26 protein-coding genes and 1 tRNA gene are annotated in these 25,219 nt (G+C 25.7%); 21 read left to right on the top strand and 6 right to left on the bottom strand.

What is annotated here, in order from left to right; all coding sequences use genetic code 11:
* Positions 1 to 27: 27 nt before the first annotated feature.
* The 4 genes from ACZJV1_RS04020 to ACZJV1_RS04035 all read right to left on the bottom strand — a co-directional run bounded on the left by ACZJV1_RS04020 (position 28) and on the right by ACZJV1_RS04035 (position 1,773).
* Entirely contained in the window at positions 28 to 507 is a 480-nt protein-coding gene (locus tag ACZJV1_RS04020) for a flavodoxin domain-containing protein (RefSeq protein WP_460286294.1), read from the bottom strand.
* Positions 508 to 517: 10 nt separating this feature from the next.
* The gene (locus ACZJV1_RS04025) at positions 518 to 907 is read right to left on the bottom strand and encodes an FMN-binding protein (RefSeq protein ID WP_460286295.1); all 390 of its coding nucleotides are present in this window, start codon (positions 905 to 907) and stop codon (positions 518 to 520) included.
* A gap of 16 nt (positions 908 to 923) precedes the next feature.
* A complete protein-coding gene (locus ACZJV1_RS04030) occupies positions 924 to 1,547 on the bottom strand; it encodes a TetR/AcrR family transcriptional regulator (protein ID WP_460286296.1) in 624 nt (207 codons plus the stop codon).
* 150 nt (positions 1,548 to 1,697) lie between these two features.
* A tRNA-Met gene (locus ACZJV1_RS04035) sits at positions 1,698 to 1,773 on the bottom strand.
* Between the two features lie 200 nt (positions 1,774 to 1,973).
* Here ACZJV1_RS04035 and rbsK point away from each other — a divergent pair.
* From rbsK to ACZJV1_RS04105, 14 genes are all read left to right on the top strand, one after another.
* Positions 1,974 to 2,903 (top strand): ribokinase, encoded by a 930-nt coding sequence (rbsK, locus tag ACZJV1_RS04040; RefSeq protein ID WP_460286297.1) that lies wholly within the window; start codon positions 1,974 to 1,976, stop codon positions 2,901 to 2,903.
* Positions 2,904 to 3,096: 193 nt separating this feature from the next.
* On the top strand, positions 3,097 to 3,534 hold the full coding sequence (locus ACZJV1_RS04045; protein WP_411169975.1) for a hypothetical protein: 438 nt from the start codon (positions 3,097 to 3,099) through the stop codon (positions 3,532 to 3,534).
* A 196-nt stretch (positions 3,535 to 3,730) separates the two neighbouring features.
* Positions 3,731 to 5,488 carry a DNA helicase RecQ gene (gene recQ / locus ACZJV1_RS04050; RefSeq protein ID WP_460286298.1) on the top strand — a complete coding sequence of 586 codons (1,758 nt, stop codon included), beginning with the start codon at positions 3,731 to 3,733 and terminating at the stop codon, positions 5,486 to 5,488.
* A 309-nt stretch (positions 5,489 to 5,797) separates the two neighbouring features.
* The gene (locus ACZJV1_RS04055; protein ID WP_463651517.1) at positions 5,798 to 7,060 is read left to right on the top strand and encodes a sensor histidine kinase; all 1,263 of its coding nucleotides are present in this window, start codon (positions 5,798 to 5,800) and stop codon (positions 7,058 to 7,060) included.
* 365 nt (positions 7,061 to 7,425) lie between these two features.
* Positions 7,426 to 8,079 (top strand): TIGR00266 family protein, encoded by a 654-nt coding sequence (locus ACZJV1_RS04060; protein ID WP_460286300.1) that lies wholly within the window; start codon positions 7,426 to 7,428, stop codon positions 8,077 to 8,079.
* A 207-nt stretch (positions 8,080 to 8,286) separates the two neighbouring features.
* A complete protein-coding gene (locus tag ACZJV1_RS04065) occupies positions 8,287 to 8,856 on the top strand; it encodes an accessory gene regulator ArgB-like protein (protein ID WP_463651518.1) in 570 nt (189 codons plus the stop codon).
* Positions 8,857 to 8,985, top strand: a complete 129-nt coding sequence (locus ACZJV1_RS04070) for a hypothetical protein (protein WP_463651519.1) — start codon at positions 8,857 to 8,859, stop codon at positions 8,983 to 8,985.
* Between the two features lie 94 nt (positions 8,986 to 9,079).
* Positions 9,080 to 9,208, top strand: a complete 129-nt coding sequence (locus ACZJV1_RS04075) for a hypothetical protein (protein WP_460286302.1) — start codon at positions 9,080 to 9,082, stop codon at positions 9,206 to 9,208.
* A 13-nt stretch (positions 9,209 to 9,221) separates the two neighbouring features.
* Complete coding sequence (locus tag ACZJV1_RS04080) at positions 9,222 to 10,484, top strand: sensor histidine kinase (RefSeq protein WP_460286303.1); 1,263 nt, start codon at positions 9,222 to 9,224, stop codon at positions 10,482 to 10,484.
* 143 nt (positions 10,485 to 10,627) lie between these two features.
* Positions 10,628 to 13,660 carry a DEAD/DEAH box helicase gene (locus tag ACZJV1_RS04085; protein ID WP_463651520.1) on the top strand — a complete coding sequence of 1,011 codons (3,033 nt, stop codon included), beginning with the start codon at positions 10,628 to 10,630 and terminating at the stop codon, positions 13,658 to 13,660.
* A 12-nt stretch (positions 13,661 to 13,672) separates the two neighbouring features.
* Positions 13,673 to 14,302 (top strand): DUF488 domain-containing protein, encoded by a 630-nt coding sequence (locus tag ACZJV1_RS04090; RefSeq protein WP_411169983.1) that lies wholly within the window; start codon positions 13,673 to 13,675, stop codon positions 14,300 to 14,302.
* 62 nt (positions 14,303 to 14,364) lie between these two features.
* Positions 14,365 to 14,907, top strand: coding sequence for a 2'-5' RNA ligase family protein (locus ACZJV1_RS04095; protein ID WP_460286305.1), 543 nt, complete (start codon positions 14,365 to 14,367; stop codon positions 14,905 to 14,907).
* A gap of 252 nt (positions 14,908 to 15,159) precedes the next feature.
* Positions 15,160 to 16,653 carry a sodium-dependent transporter gene (locus ACZJV1_RS04100; RefSeq protein ID WP_460286306.1) on the top strand — a complete coding sequence of 498 codons (1,494 nt, stop codon included), beginning with the start codon at positions 15,160 to 15,162 and terminating at the stop codon, positions 16,651 to 16,653.
* Positions 16,654 to 16,679: 26 nt separating this feature from the next.
* Positions 16,680 to 16,790, top strand: a complete 111-nt coding sequence (locus ACZJV1_RS04105) for a MetS family NSS transporter small subunit (protein ID WP_460286307.1) — start codon at positions 16,680 to 16,682, stop codon at positions 16,788 to 16,790.
* A gap of 97 nt (positions 16,791 to 16,887) precedes the next feature.
* On the opposite strand, the gene ACZJV1_RS04110 is transcribed toward ACZJV1_RS04105, so the two are convergent.
* Positions 16,888 to 17,886, bottom strand: a complete 999-nt coding sequence (locus tag ACZJV1_RS04110; RefSeq protein ID WP_463651521.1) for a hypothetical protein — start codon at positions 17,884 to 17,886, stop codon at positions 16,888 to 16,890.
* Positions 17,887 to 18,028: 142 nt separating this feature from the next.
* Here ACZJV1_RS04110 and ACZJV1_RS04115 point away from each other — a divergent pair, with 142 nt between their 5' ends.
* From ACZJV1_RS04115 to ACZJV1_RS04135, 5 genes are all read left to right on the top strand, one after another.
* Entirely contained in the window at positions 18,029 to 18,487 is a 459-nt protein-coding gene (locus ACZJV1_RS04115; protein WP_322379146.1) for a GNAT family N-acetyltransferase, read from the top strand.
* A 369-nt stretch (positions 18,488 to 18,856) separates the two neighbouring features.
* The gene (locus ACZJV1_RS04120; RefSeq protein ID WP_463651522.1) at positions 18,857 to 19,231 is read left to right on the top strand and encodes a GntR family transcriptional regulator; all 375 of its coding nucleotides are present in this window, start codon (positions 18,857 to 18,859) and stop codon (positions 19,229 to 19,231) included.
* 2 nt (positions 19,232 to 19,233) lie between these two features.
* Entirely contained in the window at positions 19,234 to 20,067 is an 834-nt protein-coding gene (locus ACZJV1_RS04125) for an ABC transporter ATP-binding protein (RefSeq protein WP_463651523.1), read from the top strand.
* Positions 20,067 to 20,810 (top strand): ABC-2 transporter permease, encoded by a 744-nt coding sequence (locus ACZJV1_RS04130; protein WP_463651524.1) that lies wholly within the window; start codon positions 20,067 to 20,069, stop codon positions 20,808 to 20,810. Before ACZJV1_RS04125 ends, ACZJV1_RS04130 begins: the two co-directional genes overlap by 1 nt.
* A gap of 13 nt (positions 20,811 to 20,823) precedes the next feature.
* The gene (locus tag ACZJV1_RS04135) at positions 20,824 to 21,414 is read left to right on the top strand and encodes a hypothetical protein (RefSeq protein WP_463651525.1); all 591 of its coding nucleotides are present in this window, start codon (positions 20,824 to 20,826) and stop codon (positions 21,412 to 21,414) included.
* 173 nt (positions 21,415 to 21,587) lie between these two features.
* Here ACZJV1_RS04135 and ACZJV1_RS04140 read toward each other — a convergent pair whose 3' ends face one another.
* Positions 21,588 to 21,716: a hypothetical protein gene (locus ACZJV1_RS04140; protein ID WP_411169990.1), complete on the bottom strand. Its 129-nt coding sequence runs from the start codon at positions 21,714 to 21,716 to the stop codon at positions 21,588 to 21,590.
* A 401-nt stretch (positions 21,717 to 22,117) separates the two neighbouring features.
* Between ACZJV1_RS04140 and ACZJV1_RS04145 the strand changes: the two genes are divergently transcribed.
* The gene (locus ACZJV1_RS04145) at positions 22,118 to 24,040 is read left to right on the top strand and encodes a serine protein kinase (protein WP_463651526.1); all 1,923 of its coding nucleotides are present in this window, start codon (positions 22,118 to 22,120) and stop codon (positions 24,038 to 24,040) included.
* 5 nt (positions 24,041 to 24,045) lie between these two features.
* Positions 24,046 to 25,218, top strand: coding sequence for a sporulation protein YhbH (yhbH, locus tag ACZJV1_RS04150; RefSeq protein WP_460286310.1), 1,173 nt, complete (start codon positions 24,046 to 24,048; stop codon positions 25,216 to 25,218).
* Position 25,219: the final 1 nt, after the last annotated feature.

Genomic DNA, 25,219 nt, shown 5'->3' on the forward strand with positions numbered 1-25,219 from the left:
AATATTATATCTCCTTCTTTATAATGATTAAATAGAATTCATTGCTTGGGCAAATTTATGAATATTATCATTTAGTATATTTGATTTGCTGGAGGATGTTTTGGCTATTTTCTTAACTATAAATTTTTCAAAGAAGTTCATTTTGTCAAAATTGAATTCTCCTCCAAAATAGATCTTTGATATTGCTATATTAATTAATTCTGGCGGGAAATTTTCAATGAGTTCATTATTTATTGCATCTCCTTCTTGCATTCCACAAATGAATAAACCAATTTGCTTTTCTTTTAATTCTTTCAAATTATTTGAACAGAATTCTGTTACTTCTTTTTGTATTCTACCCATATATATTGATCCGCCAATAATGACTTTATCGTACTTTGAAATATCAATATCTCCTGAGTTTTTTAAGTTAATTATATTTGGTTTATCCTTAAGTTCTTTAGACATAAATTCTACACATCTTTCTGTACATCCGTATTTGCTTGAATAAAGGATTAAAGTACTCATTTAATTCACCTCATTTTTTATTTAATACATTTTCTATAGACTTAAGATAAGCTTTAGATGTTACTGTTGCGCCAGATATAGCATCTATTTTAGTGCTTTGGGTTTCAATAACTTTATTAAATAATTCCTCACTTACACCTGGCTTTGAAAAAGTAACATCATCTTTAATTAAAATCTCAGTAATTTTATTATTCTTAACTGTAATATCAAGCTTATTGGTCCATCTTCCATGATCATATTCTCCAGTGTATTTGCCATCATCTAATTTAGAGATGTCTATGCCATTTAAACTAATGCTCATACCTTCATTAAGACCTCGAGATAAATAAAAAATTACTCCTACAAAAATAAGCAAAAATAAAAGTATTAGTGACATTAATATTTTAAAAAATGTCTTCAAATAGATTCTCTCCTAACTATTTATTATTGTGAGCTATTTTTAATACTATTTCCTTTGAGTAAAACTCAATTAATTTTTGTTTTTGTTCTTCTTCCATATCTTTTTCTATAGATAGCTTTATTATAAGTCCTAATGTTGATACTGCTATAATTTGAGCAGTTAATTCTAGGGTTTCTTCATCTATGAGTTTATCTTTATAAATATCCTGTAAGCATTTATATAGTGAAGATAGAGCTGCTTTTTCTTTTGAGGCCCCTTTAAATAAATAGGATGTGTATTTTAAAGCTTCTTTTGACGTATTTAACTGAGCAGCCATAAATTCTTCAGGCATACTTAGGGCTATGTTTATATAATTTTTAGTCATTTCTATTAATTTTTCTTCAGCAGAATTAGATTTTGTTTCGGCTGAAGATATAGCAGATACTATTTTTTTATATCCTTTTAGCATTAAATTATTTATTATTTCTTCTTTATCGTTAAAGTAGTGATAAATTATAGCAGGTGAGTATTCAATTTTCTTAGCTATTTTTCTAATAGATAATTTTTCAAATCCTTCTAAAGCTATAATTTCATTTGCAGCTGAAAGAATAAGCTCTCTCATTTCTTCTATTTCACGATCTCTTCTTTTTTCTATAATCATAATTAACTCCTAATTTATTAAACATCGTTTAATTATTGAACAGTGTTTAATAATATAGTATCATTGTATTTTTTTTATGTCAATATATAGAAAAGAAATTAAAAAAAGATAGTGTAGAACTATTTCTAGTTATACACTATCTTTAAATATTGGTTGCGGGAGCAGGACTTGAACCTACGACCTTCGGGTTATGAGCCCGACGAGCTGCCAACTGCTCCATCCCGCGATATCAATGCACTAACCTCAGTCAGTATGTTAAGTATAGTACTATTATTAACAAAAGTAAAGGAAAATATTAAAATATTTTAAAAAAAATTTAAAAATATTAAAAAAACCATTACAAAACGTTTACGAATGATTTATTATTTAGTTAAGCGATTCACTAAACCGCTTCAGTAAATAATAAATCATTTAGGAGAGAGATTTATGAATAAGATATGTGTACTTGGAAGCATGAATATGGATTTAGTTTTAAAGGTTAAGGATATACCTCAAGTAGGTGAAACTATTTTATCAAAATCTTTTGAAAAGATATCAGGAGGAAAAGGAGCTAATCAAGCTGTAGCAGCAAGAAGAAGTGGTTCAAAAGTATTCATGATATCTAAAATAGGTAAAGATGATAATGGATTAATATTAAAAAGCAAACTAAAAGAAGATAATATAAATGTAAATTTCATATATGAAGATGACAAAGAAGCAACAGGAATGGCAATTATAATGGTTAACGAAAATGGAAACAATTCAATAGTTGTTGCACCAGGATCAAATATGACAATGAATGAAGGGGAAATTGATAAATCTATAAGAGCTTTAGAAGAAAGTGATATACTTATATCTCAATTTGAAACTCCTGAAGAAATTACATTAAAGGCATTTAAGAAATTTAAAGAATTTGGAAAAGTAACAATATTGAATCCAGCACCAGCAAAAACGATGGATGATGAACTTTTAAAAGTAACAGATATTATAGTTCCAAATGAAACAGAAGCAGAAGTCTTAACTGGGGTTAAAGTTGAAAGTTTAGAAGATGTAAAGAAAGCAGCGAAAACTTTCCAAGATAAAGGAGTGAAATTTGTAATTATCACTTTAGGGGCAAGAGGTGCAGCAGTAATAGGAAAAGATTTCTGTGAAGTAGTACCAGCATTTAAGGTTAATGCAATAGATACAACGGCAGCAGGAGATAGCTTTATAGGAGGTTTGAGTTCTAAATTAGATATAAGAAATTTGAATAAAGAAAATCTTATAAAAGCAGTAACCTTTGGTAATAAAGTTTCATCAATAGCAGTTCAAAGAAAAGGAGCACAACCTTCAATACCATATTTAAAAGAGGTGGAAGAGGTTTATGGAGAGGAGTAAGCTAATGAGAAAATATACTATTAAATAGAATATTATAGTAATTATTCATAGATAATGAAAAGATACTTTCATTAAAGAAGGTAACCTTTTTTATAAATATAAAATATATTCAAAATTTTAAAGAATATAATTTCAAAATTATAAATATTATGATAAATTATAAGTATAGGAATTATTTAGGGGGACTGTAGTAATGGATGTTATAATATATAAGCTAGTTTTAAATTACTTAAATGAAAAAGTAACAAATGAATTAAAGGATGAATTAAAGGATGAATTTATTAATGCAGCTTTACATTTTAATATAAATAATGATATATACCAAAAGTACTCACCAGTACAAATTGAATGTATGATAAATAAAATATCATCAGAAGAAATAATAGACTATGTTGAATTATGCTCAGTATATGGCTATATATTATATAGATCTATAGAACAGAATAAACTTAAAAATGAGGAAAGAATAGAAGTTCTTCAGATAGTTTTAAAAATAAGTAATACTATAACTGGCTATTTAAGAAATTTAATAAGTGAAGATGAATTATTTGAAAAGTTATTAAATATAACAAAGAAACTTAATTTAACAAAGGAACAAAACAAGAAGATAATTGAAATATTAAATCAATAAGCATAATTATGTAAACGTTAATTATAATTTTAAATAAGTAAGGTTTCTATTAGTATAGGAATCTTACTTATTTATTGCTAGAGGAAAGTATAAAAGTTCAGAGTTTTGAAAACGTAATCATATAATTTTTTATATGAAATGTTTTAATAATTTAAAAATATGGTAGAATTTTAAAGAGAAAGGAGTGGATAACGTTATGAATAAAGCAATAGAAGTGTTAGAAAAGTATTTTGGATATAACTCCTTTAGAGAAGGGCAAAGTGAAATAATATCTAATATTTTAAGGGGAAGAGATAGCTTTTGTATAATGCCTACTGGTGGTGGAAAGTCAATTTGTTACCAAATACCAGCTTTAATTCTTAATGGAATTACTTTAGTTATATCTCCTTTAATATCTTTAATGAAGGACCAAGTAGACTCTATAAATGATATAGGAATAAAAGCAGAGTATATAAATAGTACTCAAAGCTTAGATGAAATAAATGAAATTTTAAAAAGATGTTATGATGGTGAAGTTAAGCTTTTATATATAGCGCCAGAAAGATTAGAAAGCGAATATTTTAATAAAATGCTTAGAAAGCTTTGGATAAGTCAAATTGCCATAGACGAAGCCCATTGTGTTTCTATGTGGGGACATGATTTTAGAAAGAGCTATAGGTTTATATCTCCTTTTATAAAAAGCTTAAATGTTAGACCTGTAGTTACTGCATTTACTGCTACAGCAACTACAGAAGTAAGAAAAGATATTTTGAATCTTTTAGAGCTTATTAACCCATATACATATTTAGGTAGTTTTGATAGAGAAAATCTAGCTATATCAGTACATAAGGAAGAAGATAAAGCAGAATTTGTAAAAGACTATATTAAAGATCATGAAGAAGCTTCAGGAATAGTCTACTGTGCAACTAGAAAAGAAGTTGATGCTTTATATTACTATTTAAAAGAAAGAGGCTTATCTGTAGCTAAATATCATGGTGGTTTAAAGGATGATGAAAAAAACTATTATCAAGATGAGTTTTTAAAAGATAATTTTAATGTAATGATTGCAACTAATGCTTTTGGTATGGGAATAGATAAATCTAATGTAAGGTATATAATACATTTTACTCTATGCAAAAATTTAGAAAGTTACTATCAGGAAATTGGTAGAGGGGGAAGAGATGGTGAAAAAACGGAATGCCGTCTTTTATATAATAGAGAAGATATAAGAACATTAGAATATTTAATATATACTACGGTAGGAAATAATAGAAAAGAAGTTGAAATTAGAAAACTTCAAAATATGGTGGATTTTTGTGAATATGGCAATTGCTATAGGAGCTTTATATTAAATTATTTCGGAGATGAAAATGTAAAACCTTATTGTAATAATTGTAGTAATTGCTTAACTAATGAAGAGCTTAGAGATTTTACTATAGAAGCACAAATGATTTTATCATGTGTATATAGAACAAGAGAGCAGTATGGAATTTCAGTATTAGTTGATATTTTAAGAGGTTTTAAAGGACCTAAGATAATTCAAAATCAGCTAGATAAACTATCAACTTATGGAATAATGAAGGATTATAGTAGTAAATTTATTAGAGATTTAATTAAAACATTAATAGACTTAGGATATGTTAACTTAAAAGACGGTACATATTCAATGCTAAGATTAAATCCCAGATCAATAAAAGTATTAAAATCTCAAGAAAAAGTAATTTGTAAGTTAAGTGAAGATATAGAAGAAAAGATACTAAATAAAGATTTATTTAATAAATTAAGATTATGGAGAAAAGAGAAAGCAAACATATTAGGAATAAAGCCTTATATAATATTTTCAGATTCAACTCTTATAGAACTAGCTAATAAAATCCCAAAGGATAAAGAAGAATTACTTAATATAAGAGGTATGGGAGAAAAGAAATTTGAAAGGTACGGAGATGAAGTTCTTAATATAATAAATGTTAACTAATATTAATGAGTATGTATCAAATTGAATGTTAAATTCAATATGATACATCCATAGTGTATATTTATTATAAAATGCTAAGAATGAGTTTTGTAGTATTTACCGTAATTATAAGTATTATTTTAAAATTATTAATTTTAATCACATAAATAGGAAAACGTATGAATAAAAATGTAGAAGAATATAGAAAAATCTAGAAAAATATAAAATAAAATGTAGAAAAATACATATGTATATTGTATAATACCCATTGTAATTAGTTAAATTAAAAAACTTAATTAATTAAAAAAACTAGATAGAGAGGTTTGAGATATGTACACTGGGATATATGACATTATAAATAGTTTTCTTCAAACTATTATGATTATTATTACAATAAATTATTGTGTTGATAAAAAATATAAAAAAGATGCAATACAATTAATTGTATTGATAGTAGTGATATCCTTAGCAACAATACTGATTACCTCTTTTATGGGAAATTATAGTTTATCAATCATAATAATGCATATAGTATCATTAATTTTAGCAATTTCCCCTTATTACAAAGATAAATTATCAGCAACTATTGGATTTAGCATAATATATTTTATAATTTGTATGCATTCAATTATTAGTAATATTATACTTAGATTTCTTACCAATGTTATAAATGTTAATAGCAACAATATGAATTTACTAATGATATTAACTATATATTTGTCTTCATATATTATTTCATATTTTGTTTTAAGGAATATGAAATTTATGTATAAAGTATATTTAATGATTAAATCAAGAATTTCATCTATAATTACTTTTATAATAATAACAATAATATTTGATTTTATAATATCTTTATCATTTATTATTAATGGTAAGGATAATCCAATATTTGAAGAAACAATATTTTTATTATTAGGTGCATTTATTATTTTCGTTACTTTGTATTTTGCAAGCATAGATAAAAAATCTAAAGAGATAAATAGTTTAAACAAAGAATTAGAAAAGAAGATTAATGAACTAAAAAAAATAAAGCACGATCATGGTTCACAGATTTCATATTTATATGGAGCACATCTTATGGGGAATTATGAAAAGCTTGGAGAGTTATTAAAAGGTATAATAGCTGGTAATAATATTTCAACAAATGTTAAAGTTCTAAGTAGTGAATATTCCATTATATCTCAGATAGTTAATTCTATTGATTTAAAAGATGTAGATGTTTTAATAGACGAAAAAGCAGAATTAGAACATACAAATGTAAGTGAAATGGAGCTACAAAGAGTTATTTCTAACATAGTAAAAAACTCTGTTGAGGCATTAGATGGAAAAGGATTATTAATGATTAAAAGTTATTATAGTTATAATAATATTGTAATAAGTGTACAGAATAATGGACCAGAAATTGATAAAAATATTATCAATAGAATCTTTCAACAAGGATTTTCTACTAAAGAAAATAAAAATGGGGATAATGGTTTTGGTTTATACATAGTAAAAGAAATCGTTGATAAGTATAATGGAGATATTGATATATTAAGTAGTAAAGAGTTAACAGAGTTTATTATAAAATTACCATTACATATTAATTAGTTTATATATACATAAATAGAAAAAGCCTATAGAGTAGAGGGAAAATCTACTCTATAGGCTTTTTACTCTTTAGGAAATTATATTTCTATATTTATTGTGTATAACTATTGTAAGATGTTTAGTTATTAAAGTTATCTTCTAAAGAGTAAAAATATTAATAAATAAAAATATGTCGAATAAAATATTCGCAAAAAAGACGTTATTTTACATAGATTGAAGGCGATAATATATATAATGTAATATATGGGGAGAGAGTAATATTTTAAAAGTATTATATTGTTAGCCTTGTATGTTAAAGCTATGTTTCATATTGTAATTGATAAATAATAAAAAGCTTAAAAATTTTTATATAAAGGAGAATATTTATGGAAAATAAATTTGAATTACTGTGTAGTGATAGCAATAAAGTTATAAAGATAAATGCAGTTAAAGGAGAAGAGTTCATAGTTGAATCTGGTGCTATGGTTTCAATGAGTCCTGTATTTGATGTTAAAGCTAAAAGTGGAGGAATTGGAAAAACATTAGGAAGAATGTTTTCAGGAGAAGGTTTATTTATACAAAAGTTCAAGGCAAAAGAAGATGGAGAGCTTATATTGGCTCCTCAATTTTTAGGAGATATAAAATTAATAGAAATGGATGGAAGTATAAGTTATAGGTTAGGGAGATCGACATTCTTAGCATCAACATCTGGAATTGATGTAAGTACTAAATCAGGTGGTATTGCTGGAATGTTCTCAGGGGAAGGTTTAATTCAAATGCAGGCATCAGGAAGAGGTACTTTAGTAATTAGTTCTTATGGAGCTATTATAAAAAAAGAACTTGGTATTGGCGAAAATTATGTGGTAGATAGCAATCATATGGTGCTTTGGGATAGTAGAATGAAATATAGTGTTGAGTTTATGTCAGGAGTATTTAGTTCTATAGCTGGTGGAGAAGGATTAGTTTGTAAATTTGAAGGGCCAGGAGAGTTATGGATACAAACAAGGAACCCTGCAGTTATGCAACAACCTTCCAAATGATATAGGAGTTTTGGAAAAGAAAGGTGAGCATAATGCGAATATAGAATTCTATATTAAATTTAATCTATAGTATATTTAAAAGAAATGGAATAGAATTACTAAAAAAAGTTCTAGTTTTTAAAATTATAAGTGAAAAATGTAGAATAAGATATAGATATACTGTATAATATAAGTTACATAGTAAAAATAAGGTAAAAGGTAATTAAAATGGTAGAAAAGTTAATATATAGATGGGTTGAGAATTTAGGAGAATATAATAATTATAGTAATGAGCAAATAGAGCAAGCTAAGTATGCGTTAAAGATTTTTGTATATGAAGTTGTAAAATTTTCATTAATAATTTTTATATTTTCTTTATTAGGATATTTTAAAGAAAGTGTAACTATAACTTTTATTATGTGTATTACAAAGCCTTTCATTGGTGGATATCATGAAGATACACAAATAAAATGTTTTATTGCTACGTTAATGATAGTAGTATTAATAATAGTTCTATTTGAAAATAATAAATTAAATTTAATAAGTTGCATTATATTAAACCTAGTAAGTATATTTTCTATTTATAATAAGGCACCGATAATAGACAGTAGAATGCCTATTACAAGAGAAGATCTTATTAGAAAAAATAGAAAAATAGGTGTTATAAATGTTTTAATACTAACTCTACTTTCAATTATTATGTTCAAAATTAGTTGGTTTTCACAAATAATAGTTTGGACAATTTTAGTACAAGCTATATTAATGTTTAATAAATATAAAAATAAGGAGGTGAATTAAATGAAAAGAAAGAAGTATTTAGGAGCTTTTGTATTATTTTTAGCAGCAGTTTTAGTAAATGCAGGACCAGCATCTTTAGCAGGTATAGGTGTAGAAGATATGCCAGAAGCAATTAAAAAAACTAGATAGAAAAATTAGTTGGTTTTCACAAATAATAGTTTGAATAATTTTAGTACAAGCTATATTAATGTTTAATAAATATAAAAATAAGAAGGTGAATTAAATGAAAAGAAAGAAGTATTTAGGAACTTTTGTATTATTTTTAGCTGCATTTTTAGTAAATGTAGGACCAACATCTTTAGCAGGTATAGGTGTAGAAGATATGCCAGAAGCAATTAAAAAGACTAGATAGAGAGGTTTAATATATGTACACTGGGATATATGATATTATAAATAGTTTTCTTCAAACTATTATGATTATTAGTACAATAAATTATTGTGTTGATAAAAAATATAAAAAAGATACAATACAATTAATTGTATTGATAGTAGTGATATCATTAGCAACAATATTGCTTACATCTTTTATGGGAAATTATAGCTTATCAATCATAATAATGCATATAGTATCATTAATTTTAGCAGTTTTTCCCTATTATAAAGATAAATTATCAGCAACTATTGGATTTAGCATGATATATTTTATAATTTGTATGAATTCAATTATTAGTAATATTATACTTAACTTTGCTATCAATAGTATAAATATTAATATCAAGAATATGAATTCACTAATGATATTAATTACCTATTGGTCTTCATATATTATTTCATATTTTGTTTTAAGGAATATGAAATTTATGTATAAAGTATATTTAAGTATTAAATCAAGAATTTCATCTATAATTACTTTTATAATAATAACAATAATACTTGATTTTATAATATCTTTATCATTTATTATTAATGGTAAGGATAATCCAATATTTGAAGAAACAATATTTTTATTATTAGGTGCATTTATTATTTTCGTTACTTGGTACTTTGCAAGCATAGAAAAGAAATCTAAAGAGATAAATAGTTTGAATAAAGAGTTAGAAAAGAAAATTAATGAACTAAAAAAAATAAAGCATGACCATGGCTCTCAGATTTCATATTTATATGGTGCATATCTTATGGGGAATTATGAAAAACTCGGAGAGTTATTAAAAGGTATAATATCCGGGAATAATATTTCAACACAAGTTAAAGTTTTAAGTAGTGAAGATTCTATTATATCTCAAATAGTTAATGCTATTGATTTAAAAGATGTAGACGTTCTAATAGATGAAAAAGCTAAATTAGAAGATACAAATATAAGTGAGATTGAAGCACAAAGGGTTATTTCTAATATAGTAAGAAATTCTGTTGAAGCATTAAAGGGAAGTGGATTATTAATGATTAAAAGTTATTATAACTATAATCATGTTGTAATAAGTGTACAGAATAACGGACCTCAAATTGATAAAAAGATTATTGATAGAATTTTTGAACAAGGATTTTCTACTAAAAAAAATAAAAATGGTGATAACGGATTCGGTTTATATATAGTAAAAGAGATACTTGATAAGCATAATGGAAGTATTAATGTAGTAAGTAGTAGAGAGTTAACAAATTTTATAATAAAGATACCTTTATGTATTAACTAGTGAATAATAAAAATACATAAATGTAATATACCTATAGAGTAGATATAAAAAATCTACCCTATAGGTTTTTTTATGTTTATAATATTTAGTAGTATATAAGATAAGTACAGATATAAATATTATTTTGAGAAGAGGTGATACATATGAATTTAAAAGTTATGATGAATTATATTTTAAATTTAAGCTCTAGCATCTCAAAAAGAAATGGAATAGAGTTGTTAAAAAAAGAATTAATTTCTAAAGTTATAAGTAAAAAAATAAATGATACTTATCATATATATGGAAGAGTTTTAGAAAATAAAGATGAATATAGTACTCATTTAAAGTTTGATTCTAATAATAAAATAATTGATACTAAATGTAGCTGTAATCAATTTGAAGAAAATAGTAAGCAAATGAAAAATTATATTTGTAGTCATTTAGTAGCTACTATGTATAAATTTTATTATGCAATATTAAATAATAGAGAACAAGAAAATATTAGTGAAGAAAAAAATGACATTAATAAGAAAATATTAAAATTAGATATAAAGATAAAGCAAGTTAAAGTAAATAAAAATGAAGAATATCATTTAGAGCTTAGAGCAGGAGAAGAAAATACAATTGTAGTAGAAGTATTAGGTAAGTTTTTATTTGATAAAAATAATAAGTTTAATGAAAATGATACTTTAATAATAGATTTTTTAAAGGCGAGATTTAAAGAAAGTAAAAATAGAATTATAGATAGTAGAAACTTTATATTATATAGAGATGAACTTAGAAGTTTTTTAGAGTTAATAGATAATAATAAAAATATAGTTTTAACATATGACTATATGAACTATAATTCAATAATTCACAAAGAGGATATGCCTTTAATCTTTACATTAAAGAAAAAAGGTGAAGCTTTGATATTAAAGCCTCAAAAGAAGAGTACAATACCTATTGATAATAAAAAAGAAGTTTGGATATATGATAAGAAAATATATTTACCTACAGAAAAACAATTAAAATATTATAGAGCAATATATGATAAGCTAGCTCAAAAAGATAGTTTGATTTATAAAAATACAGAAAGTAACTTAAAGAAATTATTATTTATAGTAGGTGAAATTTCAAAGGATATAATTATAGATGAAACTGTAAAAAATGAAATAAATAAAGTTAATACTCCAAGATTTTATATAGAAAAAGAAAATGAAAATATATATTGTAGTATTGATATAAATTATGCAAATGCCTTAAATGGGTTAAAGGATACTAGAGCTAAAGAAAAAATAGAAATGGAACTTGAAAGATATAAGTTTATAAAACATAAAGATAAATTTATATTTATAGGAAATGATGAAGATAAATACATATTACTTAGTGAAGGTATAAATAAGTTGAATAAAATTGGAATAGTTACTTTATCTAATGAATTTGCTGAAATAAAGCTTATAAAATCTAATAATATATTAAGTGAAATTGAAGAAATAGAGGATTATTATAAGTTTAATTATAAGATAGATGGAGTAAACTATAACGAAATAGTAGATATAATGGAACAAATAAAAAAGGGAAAATCCTTTTATAAAACTAAAGAAAATAATTTTTTAGATTTAAATGACATGGAAGTAGTTGAGTTTTTCAAAACAATAGAAGAACTAAATTTATTTAATGATGTGTATAAAAAAGAAATATATGTGGATAAATTTAACTTATTACATTTAGAAAATAAAATAAAAAATAGAACAATTCCATTTATAACTGGAGAAGAAAAAATAAATGAATTAATAAATAATTTAAAGAATAAAGAAAAAAATTATGAGCTTCCAAAGGATTTAAATGCAAATCTTAGAACTTATCAAATTAAGGGATACAATTGGCTAAGGACAATAGAGAACCTAGGCTTTGGAGGAATATTAGCTGATGATATGGGACTTGGTAAAACTATTCAAACAATAACTTTATTACTTTCAAACAAAAATAAAAAGAGTTTAATTATAACTCCAACTTCTGTTGTATACAATTGGAAAAGTGAATTTGAAAAATTTGCAGATAGTTTGAAAATAGGAATAATTCATGGAAGTGTTAATGAAAGAAATAAAGTTAAAGATGATTATAAAAAATATGATGTTTTACTAACAACTTATGGAACTTTAAGAAGTGATTATGAATGGTACAAAGAGAAAAAATTTGATTTTTGTATAATTGATGAAGCACAAAATATTAAAAATAAAAAATCTAAAATTACAGAGTTAGTTAAATCAATAAAAGCTAACTGTAAATTGGCTCTAACAGGAACACCAATAGAAAATAATTTGCTAGAATTATGGTCAATATTTGATTTTATAATGTCTGGATATTTATATAATGAAGAAAGGTTCAAAAATAGATTTTTAAATGGAGATGATGAAAGTTTAAAAGAACTTAAAGAACTAATTTCTCCATTTATACTAAGACGATTAAAAGAAGATGTATTAGATGAATTACCAGATAAAATAGAAAAAGAATATTTAATACCAATGACATTTAGTCAAAAACAAATTTATAATTCATATATGAAAGAAGTTAAAAAGAAGCTTAAGGAAAATAAAAAAATTAAAGATAATAAAATTGTTATATTATCTTATCTTACAAAATTACGTCAGCTTTGTTTAGATCCATCTTTATTAATTGATGATTTTAAAGAAGAAAGTGCAAAGATAAAAGCAGTTAAGGAAATTGTAAAAGAAACTATAGACTCAAATAAAAAAATAATTATATTTTCACAATTTACATCTGTATTGAAAAAGATAGGAAATAAATTAGAAGAGGATAATATTAGCTTTTTATATCTAGATGGAAGTATTAAAGCAAAAGAAAGAATAAATTTAGTTAATGAATTTAATAATAGAGATAAAAATATATTCTTAATTTCTTTAAAAGCTGGTGGAGTTGGATTAAATTTAACTTCAGCTAGTGTTGTTGTTCATTTTGATCCTTGGTGGAATCCAGCAGTTCAAGATCAAGCGACAGATAGAGCTCATAGGCTTGGTCAAAAAAATGTAGTTGAAGTAATAAAACTTATATCTAAAGATACTATTGAAGAAAAGATTATAAAGCTTCAAGAAGAAAAGAAAGAATTAATTAGCAAAATAATAGATGGAAATATATTAAGTGGAGAAAGATTAAATACAATAACAGAAGAGGAGTTACTAAAACTATTTAGTTAGTAAAAATAAGCTATGGATATATATACAATAGGACATTCAAACTATACAGTTGAAAAGTTAATAGATATGCTAAGATATTATGATATTAATTGCGTTGTGGATATTAGAGGAACACCTTATTCTAAATATAATGTTCAATTTGACAAAGAAACTATAAAATATACCTTAACTAAAGCAGGATTTATATATATTTATATGGCTAAAGAGCTTGCAGCAAAAAGAATAAATAAAGTTTCTTATAACAATGAAGGATATTCAGACTTTGAAAAAGTTATATATGAAGAAGACTTTATAAAAGGTGTTGAAAGGCTAGAAGATGGTTGTAACAAGGGATATAAAATTGCATTACTTGGAGCAATGCAAGATCCAATAAGATGCCATAGAAGCATATTAGTTGGAAGGTCATTAAAAGAAGCTGGATTTAATGTAATGCATATTTTGGATGATTATTCTATAAAAAATCAAGATTACATTGATGAAAGAGTACTTGATAAATACTTTCCAGGTAGATCACAAATAACTATAGATGCTTTATTAGGAAATGAAATGAGTAGAGAAGAAATGGTAAATGAGGGATATAGAATGGCTAACAAGGAAATTGGTTATAGAATTGAATGTTTACCTGTAGAGAAAAAGCGTTGATCTAAGCGAAAACATTAATTATATAGTAAAACAAAGAGCTTTATGAAAGGAGAGAAATCTTTATGAGATATGTTATAGTTTGTGTAGTAAAGGGAGAAGCTGGTGATTTTAATAACGAAATGAGAAAGGATATTTTTCAAAAGTTTAAGGCAAAATCATCAAAACTTCCTGCACACTTTACTATAAAAGCACCTTTTGAGTACGATAAAAGTATAACAGATTTAGAAGAAGCTATAAGTGAATTTTGTAAAAATCAAGAAAAGGCAGAGTTTTCAATGAATAGATATAATCATTTTGATAATAGAGTTATTTATATGGATGTTGATATGTCTAGAAAAGGAAAAATTCTTCATAACAACCTAATAGACCTATTAAATAATTTTGATTATATTGAATTTAATAAGAAAGATGGAAAAGATAAGGTTTTTCATGTTACTTTAACATCAAAGAAGGTTCCAGAAATATATGATAAGGTATGGGAGTATGTAAATAAGCTTCCATTTAACTTCAATTGTTATTTTGATAATGTAAGTATATATAAGTGGGAAGAGAATACATGGAAGCTGCATAAAGAATTTATTATAGAAAATCATATAAGTAATTAATAAAAATGTAAAAAAATATAAAATAATTAGAAATAAGCATCTAATATTGATAGATGCTTATTTTTTATATACTTTCAAAATGATATTTTGATAAAATGATAAAAAAGTATTAAAATTATTAACTATATAAAATATTTATGTAAAAATATATAATATTTTATTAAGAAAATATTGATTTTATTAATATTTTAATATATCATATATTTAATGTTAATAAGCAATAAAAATAAAGATTTCAGAGGGGGCGATTTTATGGAAGAAAACAGAGAACAGTGGGGATCGAAACTAGGATTTATTGTAGCGGCAATTGGGTCAGCAGTAGGTCTAGGTAATATATGGAGATTTCCTTATATAGCATATACAAATGGGGGCGGGGCATTTTTAATACCTTATTTCTTTGCTATATTTACAGCAGGTATTCCATTATTAATACTAGAATATGGACTTGGACATAAATATAAGGGCTCAACTCCACTTGCAATTGCAAAAGTAAAAAGAAAGTGGGAATGGCTTGGATGGTGGCCAACTATAAATGCATTTATAATTCTTACTTATTATTCAATGATTTTAAGTTGGGCTGTAAATTATTTAAGGTATAGTTTTAATAAAGGTTGGGGCAATGATACAAATAAGTTTTTCCACGTTGATTTCTTAAAGCTTACAGATTCACCTTTTAATTTTGGTGGATACATTTTACCAATATTAATTGGAATCGGATTAATATGGTTTATAAATTGGTTTATTTGCTATAAAGGAATAAAAGGTGGAATTGAAAAAGCTAATAAAATACTTTTACCTATGCTTGTTATAATAATGATTGTAATAGCAATTAGAGCAGTAAATCTAGAGGGAGCATCATTAGGATTAAATACATTATTTACTCCAGATTGGTCAAAAGTTATGGATCCAAAAGTTTGGATAGCAGCTTATGGACAAGTATTTTTCTCTTTAAGCTTAGCAATGGGAATAATGATGACTTATTCTAGTTATTTACCTGAAAAAACTGACATAAACAATAGTGCATTTATGACAGCTTTTGCAAATTGTGGATTTGAATTTTTATCAGCAATTGCAGTATTTTCAATATTAGGATTTATGGCTAATATGAAAGGTGTTCCTATGAATGAAGTTGTTTCAAGTGGGGTAGGGCTTGCTTTTGTAGTTTTCCCAGCTGTGTTTGGAGAAATGGGAACTTTAGGAACTATTTTAGGTGTATTATTCTTTGTTTGCTTAGTATTTGCAGGAATAACATCAACAGTTTCTTTAATAGAAGCAGTTTCTGCACCGTTTATAGATAAGTTTGGGTGGGCAAGAAATAAAGTTGTTGCCTCAATTTGTTTAATAGGATTTTTAATTGGAAGTATATATTCAACTGGAGCGGGATTATATTTGCTTGATATAGTAGACAATTTTATAAATAATTATGGAATTGTTGTAGTAGGATTATTTGAAGTTGTATTAATAGGTTGGATATCAACTCCAGATAAAGTAAGAAATCATACAAATGAAATTTCCTATTTTAAGATAGGTAAGTGGTGGAATGTTTGTGTTAAGTTTGTTACACCATCTATATTATTATATATGTTAGTTCAAAGCATATTAACAGAAATAAAAACTCCTTACGGAGGATATCCACTTTCAGCATTATTTGCTTATGGTTGGAGTGTAATAGGATTTGGAATAATAGTTTCTTTAATAATTTCTAAAAAGAAATGGAGAAATAAAAATATAGAGAATTTAAATTAAAAATAAATTTAAGGGGGGCTTTAATTATGACAGGAGTATCATTATCATTTTTTGCATTAGGAGCAGTTGTTTTATGGGGAGGTTTAGTATTAACTCTTGGAATAACTATCTATAATGAAAGAAAAGAAGTTGTTTAATATTGATGATGTATTAAAGAGAAGAGTAAAGGGATAGAAATTAACTTCTATCCCTTTAATTTTTATATTCAACTTTAATATATTTTTTATCATACAGTTATAGTATTCTCCAAGGTTCCTCTATTTTTTCTTCAATAATAGTATATTTTATTTCTTTAGTTACTTCTCTAGGAATTTTTAATTTTTTAATTCTATCAGTAAATTCTGTAGAAAATACTTTTAATGATTTACCTATTTGCTTAGTAGAAGAATTAAATACTTCTAAAGGAGTTAAAAAGTCTTTACTATCTCTAAATTCATCTAGATATCTTGATGCTTCATTTGAAGCTTCAATTGCACATAGATTTATTTTATCTATCAATTGTTTATTAAATTCTTCTGGGTATGTTAATTCAAGAACTATCCTATAATTAGTTGATCTTCTTTGTTTACAAGGTATTTTAGCAGTTAGTTCGTTACCATCAACTTCTCCTAAATAATTAACTACAAAATCATCTTTTATTTCAGGAACTTCTACAGAAGTTAATAACCTTGTGTAAATATTTTTTATACCTGTAGGGGAATATTCCTTTCTTAGGCTTTTTAATGATTTGGTTTTATTTTTAGATTTAGAATTTGACTCACAACCTGATTCACAATTTGATTCACTTCTATAACATACAAATGAATCTATTCTTCTCAAGTCTAGCCCAAAGAACACCCAAGTTCCTCTAAACCAACGTAACCCAGACACAGTTCTTCTATCTACATTTAGTAAAAATGACCAGTATTCTCTTCCACTAGTTTCCCAAATATATGTGAATTTAAACAAACAAAAACTAATAGAACCAGGACTTACAGCTTTAGTTTGAGGGCCACCGGAGCTAAGGTGTTTTACGTCAGCACTAGTCTTAGATGGAGTAAAGTTTGGTGGTGGGCCTACATTTAAATTGCTTCCCATAGATGGAGAACCTTGAGATCCTTGGGAAGGAGAACTTTTAGCAGGACCGGAACCAGGACCAGAACTTGGGAAGCCAGGAATTAAATTTCCAAGTGGAGGAGGTCTTAATCTAGAATCATCTGGATATAGAATTGAATCATCATCATTAAAATTCATTGATAAACTCCTAATATATTATTTTATAATCATTATAAGAAATTATGATAAAATTTGTTACTTAAATCTATAGATTTAACTATGTAACAATCTATTAAGCTTTCTAATACAAATATTATGAGGTGATGAACTTGGGGTAGAAATAAGGAATGCTAAATTAGAAGATTATAAATATATAAGTAACATTTCAAAAGAACTACACATATTTCATGTTAAAAATAGACCTGATATATATAAAGAAGTTACTAAGACCATGTATAAGTCATATTTTAAAGAATTAATAAATGATAAAAGTATTGAGATTATAGTAATTATACAAAATAAAAAGATAGTAGGTTACACCATAACAAGATATGTAGAACTTAAAAATATGTATTTATTAAATGATAAGTTCTTTGCTTATATAGATGAAATTTGTATAAAGGAAAATTACAGAAGACAGGGATTAGGAAGAATCCTTTTTAATTACTTATATGACTTAGTAAAGAGTAAAGGTGCAGAAACTTTAGAACTGGGAGTTTGGAGTTTTAATGAGACTTCTATAGAATTTTATAAAGCTATGGGGATGGTAGAGAAAAATATCAGGATGGAGAAAAAATAAAAATGAAGAAAATAATTTGTTTAGAGCAAGTTATTATATCTAATTTTAAAGGGGCTCATGAAACGTGAGCCCCTTTGTAAGCGTTAATAGGAACTAATTGTAGGTGCTATAATGTTCTGTCTAATCTTAAAAGGGTGTCGCGAAATGTGCCCCCTTTTGTAAATCTTTGATTTTACTTGGTTTAATAATTTTAGAAGATAAAAGTTACCTATTATATAAATATGCAAAAGAATATAGATTTTAAAAATATATAGCTTAGATATTAATTATAAAAAAAATTAGGAAAAAATGTAAAAAATAAATTGACTTTATATGTATATACTGTATATAGTATACATATACGGAAAATACAGTTATGAGAGGTGAAAAATGAGAATAATAATTAGTAATTCATCTAAGCTTCCTATATATGAACAGATAGTAAATTCAATAAGAGAGGAAATCATAAGTGGAGGATTAGAGCCAAATGAAAAATTGCCTTCTATAAGGTCACTAGCTAAGGATTTAAACATAAGCGTTATAACGACTAAAAGAGCTTATGAAGAGCTTGAGAATCAAGGATTTATTGAAACAGTTGGGGGAAAGGGGTGCTATGTTTCTTATTTTAATAAGGAGCTTGTATATGAAGAGAAACTTAAAGAAATAGAAGAGAAATTAGAGGATATTATACAAACAGCAAGAGCTATAAAGCTAAAAAAAGAAGATATTTATAAAATTATAGATTTGCTATATGAAGGAGAGTAAGTATGGTTAGGGTTGAGAATGTAAATAAGACTAGAGGAAGATTTAAATTAGAGGATATTTCTTTTGAATTAAAAGAGGGATATATAATGGGATTAGTTGGACCTAATGGATCAGGGAAGACAACATTAATAAGAATGCTTCTTGGTTTAATTAAGGCTGATAGTGGCGAAATTAAAATATTTGATAAAGATATTTTTGAAGATGAGGTGTATGTAAAAGATAATATAGGTTTTGTTTATGATAATTTAAATTTCTATAGTCACTTAAAAGTTAGAGATTTTAAAAATATTGTTAGTAAGATGTATTCAAAATTCAACTCAGAAATTTTTGATTCTTATATAGAAAAGTTTGATATTAATGAAAAATCATATATAAGAAATCTTTCTAAAGGAGAAGCAATTAAGGTTATGATAGCAAATGCGTTATCTCACGATGCGAAATTACTAATATTAGATGAACCTACAGCAGGCTTAGATCCCATAATTAGAAAGGAAATTTTAAGACTCTTACAAGAAGCAATAGAAGATGGAAATAGAAGTATTATTATTTCTACTCATATAACTTCAGATTTAGATGGAATAGCAGATTATATAACCTTCATTAATAAAGGGAAATTAGTTTTATCAGAGGATATGGAATATATAAAGGATAGATATAGATTATTTAGAGGATCTAAGGAAGAAATTGAAAATAGTAATTTGAACTTTATTTCTATAAAGGAATCAAAGTACTATTATGAAGGCTTGTTTATTAATAAAAAAAGTTTAGATAATGAAAATATATCTATTCCAAGTTTAGAGGATATAATTTATCACTATGTAAAGGGGGAAAAATAATGTTTAAGCTTATAAAAAAAGATTTAATAGTAGGGTTAAAAGTGAAATCCTTAAAGGCTGCTATTATTACATTTATAATTGGATTATTTTTATTAACAGCTTTTTCTTATACATTACCAATCTTATTACCTATTTCATCAGGTTATGTATTTCCAAGCTTATTGCCTATAATATTAACTTATATAGTTATAATGAATAGCTTTTATTATGATAGTTTAAACAATAGTGAAAGTTTTATTTTAAGCCTTCCAACAAAAAGAGAAGATATAGTTTATTCAAAATATATTCTTATATTAATTGTATTTTTATTTTCAACAATACTTATGTATATATTATTTGGAATAAATATATTAAATTCTGTAAGGATAACGGTTTTTCAAGATATATTTGTTGGTATGATAACTATATTACTTAGCTTTTCAATAATAATTCCCGTTATATTTAAATATGGTTATAAGGTAGGAAGAGTTATTAGTTCTTTTACTATTATATTTATAGGATATTTAGTTTATACAAGTGATAATATTTCTAATTTTATTAATAATGGAAGAGAAACACTTCTGTTAAGGTTTTCAAGAAAAATAGGTATTTATATCTATAATATATTTAGCTTAAAGAGTTATGACTTTAAAACTATGTCAGTAAGTGTATATTTTATTATTACATGTCTTATAGCATTATTTATATTTATAGTATCTATGTATATTTCATTAAAGATTTATAAAAAGAAAGATATAGCTTAAGGGGGATAAGAAAGTGAATAAGAAATTTATAAAGGTTAGTATAGGAATTTTTATATCAGTTTTTATATTTATCTTAGGTTTTAAGTTTATCCTAGGAGATAAGTTATTATTCCATCAAGGTAGTGATGAAGCTTTTAATAGTTCAAATCCTATAGTAAAATATGTAGGTTTTGAAGAAGATGAAAATATATTGAAGATAAAAATAAGTATAAAAAATAATTCTAAGTATATTGCTAATGTAAATGAGGCAACTATAAGATTTGGAATTTTACCTAATTTAGTTAATGATTCCACAGTTAGTTCACTTAGTAATCCAATATTTAAAGGCTATGATAATGACTTTAAGAAAATAGCGGATGATAATAGTATAAAAATTAAAAATTTTGATGTGGCTATATATCCTGGAGAAGAAAGAGAATATGCATTTGAAGTTACTAAAGGAATACACTTGGATAAAAAAGTGTTTGATACAAATAAAATGTATGTTTCATATAATATTAACTATTATAAATATAAAATTAAAGGAACTTTTCTTGGAAATGCTATGAGTACTGGTGGTGGTGAAAGCTTAGATAATTCATCAAATCCATATGTAATAGAGTAGAAATTTAATAAGGAAAAATAGTAAGACATTCTATAAAATTATTTAAGCTAAAAAGTAGAGAATCACAAGATTCTCTACTTTTTTACTTCAGCTGTCTCAATTACTAATGCAATGTTTTGGTTTCTTAAGACAATATATTATTTTGTGTAGTGAGGGAGGATTAATTTTAATCTCTATTTACTTTCTTTTTCAGCATCATAAATTTCTTCATAAGTTTTTTGCTCATTATTCATGTTTTGAACTATCTCTTCTGATTTTTCTCTTCTACATTTTTTACTTAGCATGCATGCTATTCCATCCATGTAAAACACCCCTTTATATTTTTTTATTTAATTCTTATTAATTTTAATATTCTCTTATTATTAATATAACTATAATATATTATAGCAAATTTGTCAATAAAAGTTACTAATTAATAATTGTTATTAATATATCAAGTTTGATAAATATTAAATGAACATTTTTTATACAGTATAAGAACTTTTTATTTATTTAAATATATTATTCTTTATTTTGCTAAATTATATAAGATTTTATTCATAAACCTGACAAATATAATATTTTTTTAGTTTATATATAAAGTTAAAATTTATATTTATATAATAGTTTAATTATTAACTCCACATAAAAAATTCTATCTAAAAGATTTTGTCATATATAAAGTAGGTATAGGAATATATTTTAGTAAAAAGGGGGGGAGTAAATGAACTTTGAAGAATTTATAAAAAGTGATAGAGAAAGCAGAAACAAAGAAAAATTTGAAGGAACATTTCTTGATTATTTAGAGATAGTAAAAGAAAAGCCAGAGGTAGCCAAGCTTTCACATAAGAGAATTTATGATATGGTTGTTAGTAAAGGGATAGAAGTACTAAAGGGAGAAGAAAACCCTAAGGTAAAGAAAATATATGGAAATGATCCAATAAGAAGATATGGTTTTTTTAAAGATGATTTTTTTGGAATTGATAAGGTAATAATGAAGCTAGTAAACTACTTGCATTCAGCTTCAATGAAGGGAGAAGAGGCTAGGCAAGTATTATATTTAGTTGGTCCAGTTGGTGCAGGAAAGTCATCATTAGTTGAATCTCTAAAAAAAGCTTTAGTAGAATGTCCTCCAATATATTCATTAAAAGGGTGTCCAATGCATGAAGAACCACTACATTTAATACCTAAGCATTTAAGACCAAAATTTAAAGAATTATTAGGCGTTGAAATAGAAGGAGATTTATGTCCTGTATGTAAGTATAAGTTGGTTAATGAATTTAATGGTGAATATGAAAAATTCCCAGTGGAAACTAAGGGATTCTCCATTAGATCAAGAAAGGGAGTAGGTGTTGTTCCTCCAGTAGATCCAAATAATCAAGATACTTCAATATTAACAGGTTCAATAGATATTTCCAAAATGGATATGTATCCAGAAGATGACCCAAGAATTTTTTCTTTAAATGGTGCATTTAATGTAGGTAATAGAGGACTAGTTGAATTTATTGAAGTATTTAAGAATGATGTTGAATATCTTCATACAATAATTACAGCAACACAAGAAAAATCTATACCTTCACCTGGTAAGGGATCTATGATTTATTTTGATGGTCTTATAGTAGCTCATTCAAATGAAGCTGAGTGGAATAAATTTAAGTCAGATCATACAAATGAGGCTATATTAGATAGAATTGTGAAAATAGAGGTGCCATATTGTTTAGAACTTGACGAAGAAGTGAAAATATATGAGAAAATTTTAAAAAGGAGTAATTTTAATGCTCATATAGCTCCGCATACAATGCAAGTAGCAGCTATGTTTGCAATACTTTCAAGACTATCATCCTCTGCAAAGGTAGATCCGATAACAAAACTTAAGATTTACAATGGAGAAGAAATAGTTGAAAAAGGAAGTACTAAGAGAATTGATATAAATGAGTTAAGAGAAGAAGCAGGATCATATGAAGGTATGAAGGGAATTAGTACTAGATTTATAATTAAGGCAATAGATAATGCTCTTTCTAGCTCTGAATATAATTGTATAAACCCATTAAGTATAATGGAAAGTATAATAAAATCAGTTAAAGAAATGGATATAGGAGCAGAGGATAAAAAGAAGTATTTAGGATTTGTACAAGATACTATAAGAAAAGAATATAACAAGATATTGGAAAAAGAAATTACAAAGGCATTTATTCATTCATTTAGAGAACAAGCTGAGAGTTTATTTGATAATTATATAGATAACTCTGAAGCTTTTGTAAATAAGAGTAAAATAAAGGATTTATCAACTGGTGAGGAATTAAGCCCAGATGAAGAATTTATGAGAAGTATAGAAGAACAAATTGGAGTTTCAGAAAGTTCTTGTAAGGGCTTTAGAGCAGATGTTACTTCCTATATGTTCTATTTAGTTAGAAATGGAAGCAAGATAGATTATACTTCCTATGAACCTTTAAAGGAGGCTATTGAAAAGAAACTTATGGCATCTGTTAAGGATCTTTCAAGAATAATAACTAAATCTAGAGTTAGAGATAAGGATCAAGCTGAAAAATATTATTCTATGGTTGAGGAAATGAAGAATAATGGATATTGCTCTTATTGCTGTGATGTGATATTAAAATATGCTGCAAACAACTTGTGGAAGGATTGATAGAGATGGCAATCTTTAGAGATAGTGCAGATAACCCATTAGAGCATGACAGATCCATAGAGGATAGAAGAAGGCATAGACAATTAGTTGAAAAGTCTATAAAGGAAAATTTAGGGGATATTCTTTCAGAGGAAAGTATTATTGGTGAAAGTAAAAACAAGAAATTTAAAATCCCAATAAGAGGAATAAAGGAATATCAATTTGTATTTGGAAGGAATAATAAAGGGGTTGCTACTGGAGCTGGAGAGGAAAGAAGAGGAGATAAAATTTCAGATGGAAGTCCAAATGGAAAAGTAGGGAATAAAGGAGCAGGAAATTCACCAGGAGATGATATCTATGAAACTGAAATAACTATGGAAGAGCTTATGGACTATATTATAGAAGATTTAGAATTACCTAATTTAGATAGGAAAAGATATTCTGAAATAGTAACTGAAAGCTCAGGTAAAAAGCGTGGATATCAAAGATATGGAATAAACCCAAGACTTGCAAAGAAAAAGACTGTTATTGCAAAGATCTCTAGAAAGCAAGGGAAGAAAAGAGCTTTACTAGAAAGTGGATTAAAAGCAAATATAACTAGATTTCCATTTAGAGAAGAAGATCTTAGATATTATAAAGTTAAGAAAAAGCCTAAAAAAGAAAGTAATGCTGTAATGATATTTATTATGGACGTATCTGGATCTATGGATAGCAGTAAAAAGTATTTAGCAAGATCATTATTTTTTGTTTTATCTAGATTTATAAAAAGAAAATATAACAATATAGCTTTTGAGTTTGTGTCTCATACCACTGTTGCAAAAAAAGTAAATGAATATGAATTTTTTCATAAAGCAGAGTCAGGTGGAACTTATATATCAAGCGGACTTAATTTGGCATTAGATTTAATTAAAGAAAAGTATTCACCAGAAATGTGGAACATTTACCCTATATACGCTAGTGATGGGGATAACTGGAGTGAAGATAACGAAAGAGCTATGAAATCTGTAAAAGAATTATGTGAAATAAGCAATATGTTTGGATATGCAGAATTATTACCATCCACTTATTCAACAACAATGTACTATAGATTTAATAAAGAAATAAAATACAAGAACTTTATTTCTGTAATTGTGAAGGAAAAAAAGGATTTATGGGATGCATTAAAGATAATGTTGTCTAAAGAGCTAAAGGAGGAATAAT

The organism is Clostridium sp. LS3 (assembly GCF_055330225.1).

What these genes read in the sequence shown, in the direction of transcription:
- ACZJV1_RS04060 (WP_460286300.1), top strand. Translation starts at nt 7,426, where the DNA reads ATGGAAAATAAATTTGAATTACTGTGTAGTGATAGCAATAAAGTTATA.
- ACZJV1_RS04030 (WP_460286296.1), bottom strand. Translation starts at nt 1,547, where the DNA reads ATGATTATAGAAAAAAGAAGAGATCGTGAAATAGAAGAAATGAGAGAG.
- ACZJV1_RS04120 (WP_463651522.1), top strand. Translation starts at nt 18,857, where the DNA reads ATGAGAATAATAATTAGTAATTCATCTAAGCTTCCTATATATGAACAG.
- ACZJV1_RS04110 (WP_463651521.1), bottom strand. Translation starts at nt 17,886, where the DNA reads ATGAATTTTAATGATGATGATTCAATTCTATATCCAGATGATTCTAGA.
- ACZJV1_RS04145 (WP_463651526.1), top strand. Translation starts at nt 22,118, where the DNA reads ATGAACTTTGAAGAATTTATAAAAAGTGATAGAGAAAGCAGAAACAAA.
- ACZJV1_RS04140 (WP_411169990.1), bottom strand. Translation starts at nt 21,716, where the DNA reads ATGGATGGAATAGCATGCATGCTAAGTAAAAAATGTAGAAGAGAAAAA.
- ACZJV1_RS04085 (WP_463651520.1), top strand. Translation starts at nt 10,628, where the DNA reads ATGAATTTAAAAGTTATGATGAATTATATTTTAAATTTAAGCTCTAGC.
- ACZJV1_RS04125 (WP_463651523.1), top strand. Translation starts at nt 19,234, where the DNA reads ATGGTTAGGGTTGAGAATGTAAATAAGACTAGAGGAAGATTTAAATTA.
- ACZJV1_RS04100 (WP_460286306.1), top strand. Translation starts at nt 15,160, where the DNA reads ATGGAAGAAAACAGAGAACAGTGGGGATCGAAACTAGGATTTATTGTA.
- ACZJV1_RS04020 (WP_460286294.1), bottom strand. Translation starts at nt 507, where the DNA reads ATGAGTACTTTAATCCTTTATTCAAGCAAATACGGATGTACAGAAAGA.
- ACZJV1_RS04130 (WP_463651524.1), top strand. Translation starts at nt 20,067, where the DNA reads ATGTTTAAGCTTATAAAAAAAGATTTAATAGTAGGGTTAAAAGTGAAA.
- yhbH (WP_460286310.1), top strand. Translation starts at nt 24,046, where the DNA reads ATGGCAATCTTTAGAGATAGTGCAGATAACCCATTAGAGCATGACAGA.
- ACZJV1_RS04090 (WP_411169983.1), top strand. Translation starts at nt 13,673, where the DNA reads ATGGATATATATACAATAGGACATTCAAACTATACAGTTGAAAAGTTA.
- ACZJV1_RS04075 (WP_460286302.1), top strand. Translation starts at nt 9,080, where the DNA reads ATGAAAAGAAAGAAGTATTTAGGAACTTTTGTATTATTTTTAGCTGCA.
- rbsK (WP_460286297.1), top strand. Translation starts at nt 1,974, where the DNA reads ATGAATAAGATATGTGTACTTGGAAGCATGAATATGGATTTAGTTTTA.
- ACZJV1_RS04045 (WP_411169975.1), top strand. Translation starts at nt 3,097, where the DNA reads ATGGATGTTATAATATATAAGCTAGTTTTAAATTACTTAAATGAAAAA.
- ACZJV1_RS04065 (WP_463651518.1), top strand. Translation starts at nt 8,287, where the DNA reads ATGGTAGAAAAGTTAATATATAGATGGGTTGAGAATTTAGGAGAATAT.
- ACZJV1_RS04105 (WP_460286307.1), top strand. Translation starts at nt 16,680, where the DNA reads ATGACAGGAGTATCATTATCATTTTTTGCATTAGGAGCAGTTGTTTTA.
- ACZJV1_RS04070 (WP_463651519.1), top strand. Translation starts at nt 8,857, where the DNA reads ATGAAAAGAAAGAAGTATTTAGGAGCTTTTGTATTATTTTTAGCAGCA.
- ACZJV1_RS04095 (WP_460286305.1), top strand. Translation starts at nt 14,365, where the DNA reads ATGAGATATGTTATAGTTTGTGTAGTAAAGGGAGAAGCTGGTGATTTT.
- recQ (WP_460286298.1), top strand. Translation starts at nt 3,731, where the DNA reads ATGAATAAAGCAATAGAAGTGTTAGAAAAGTATTTTGGATATAACTCC.
- ACZJV1_RS04055 (WP_463651517.1), top strand. Translation starts at nt 5,798, where the DNA reads ATGTACACTGGGATATATGACATTATAAATAGTTTTCTTCAAACTATT.
- ACZJV1_RS04080 (WP_460286303.1), top strand. Translation starts at nt 9,222, where the DNA reads ATGTACACTGGGATATATGATATTATAAATAGTTTTCTTCAAACTATT.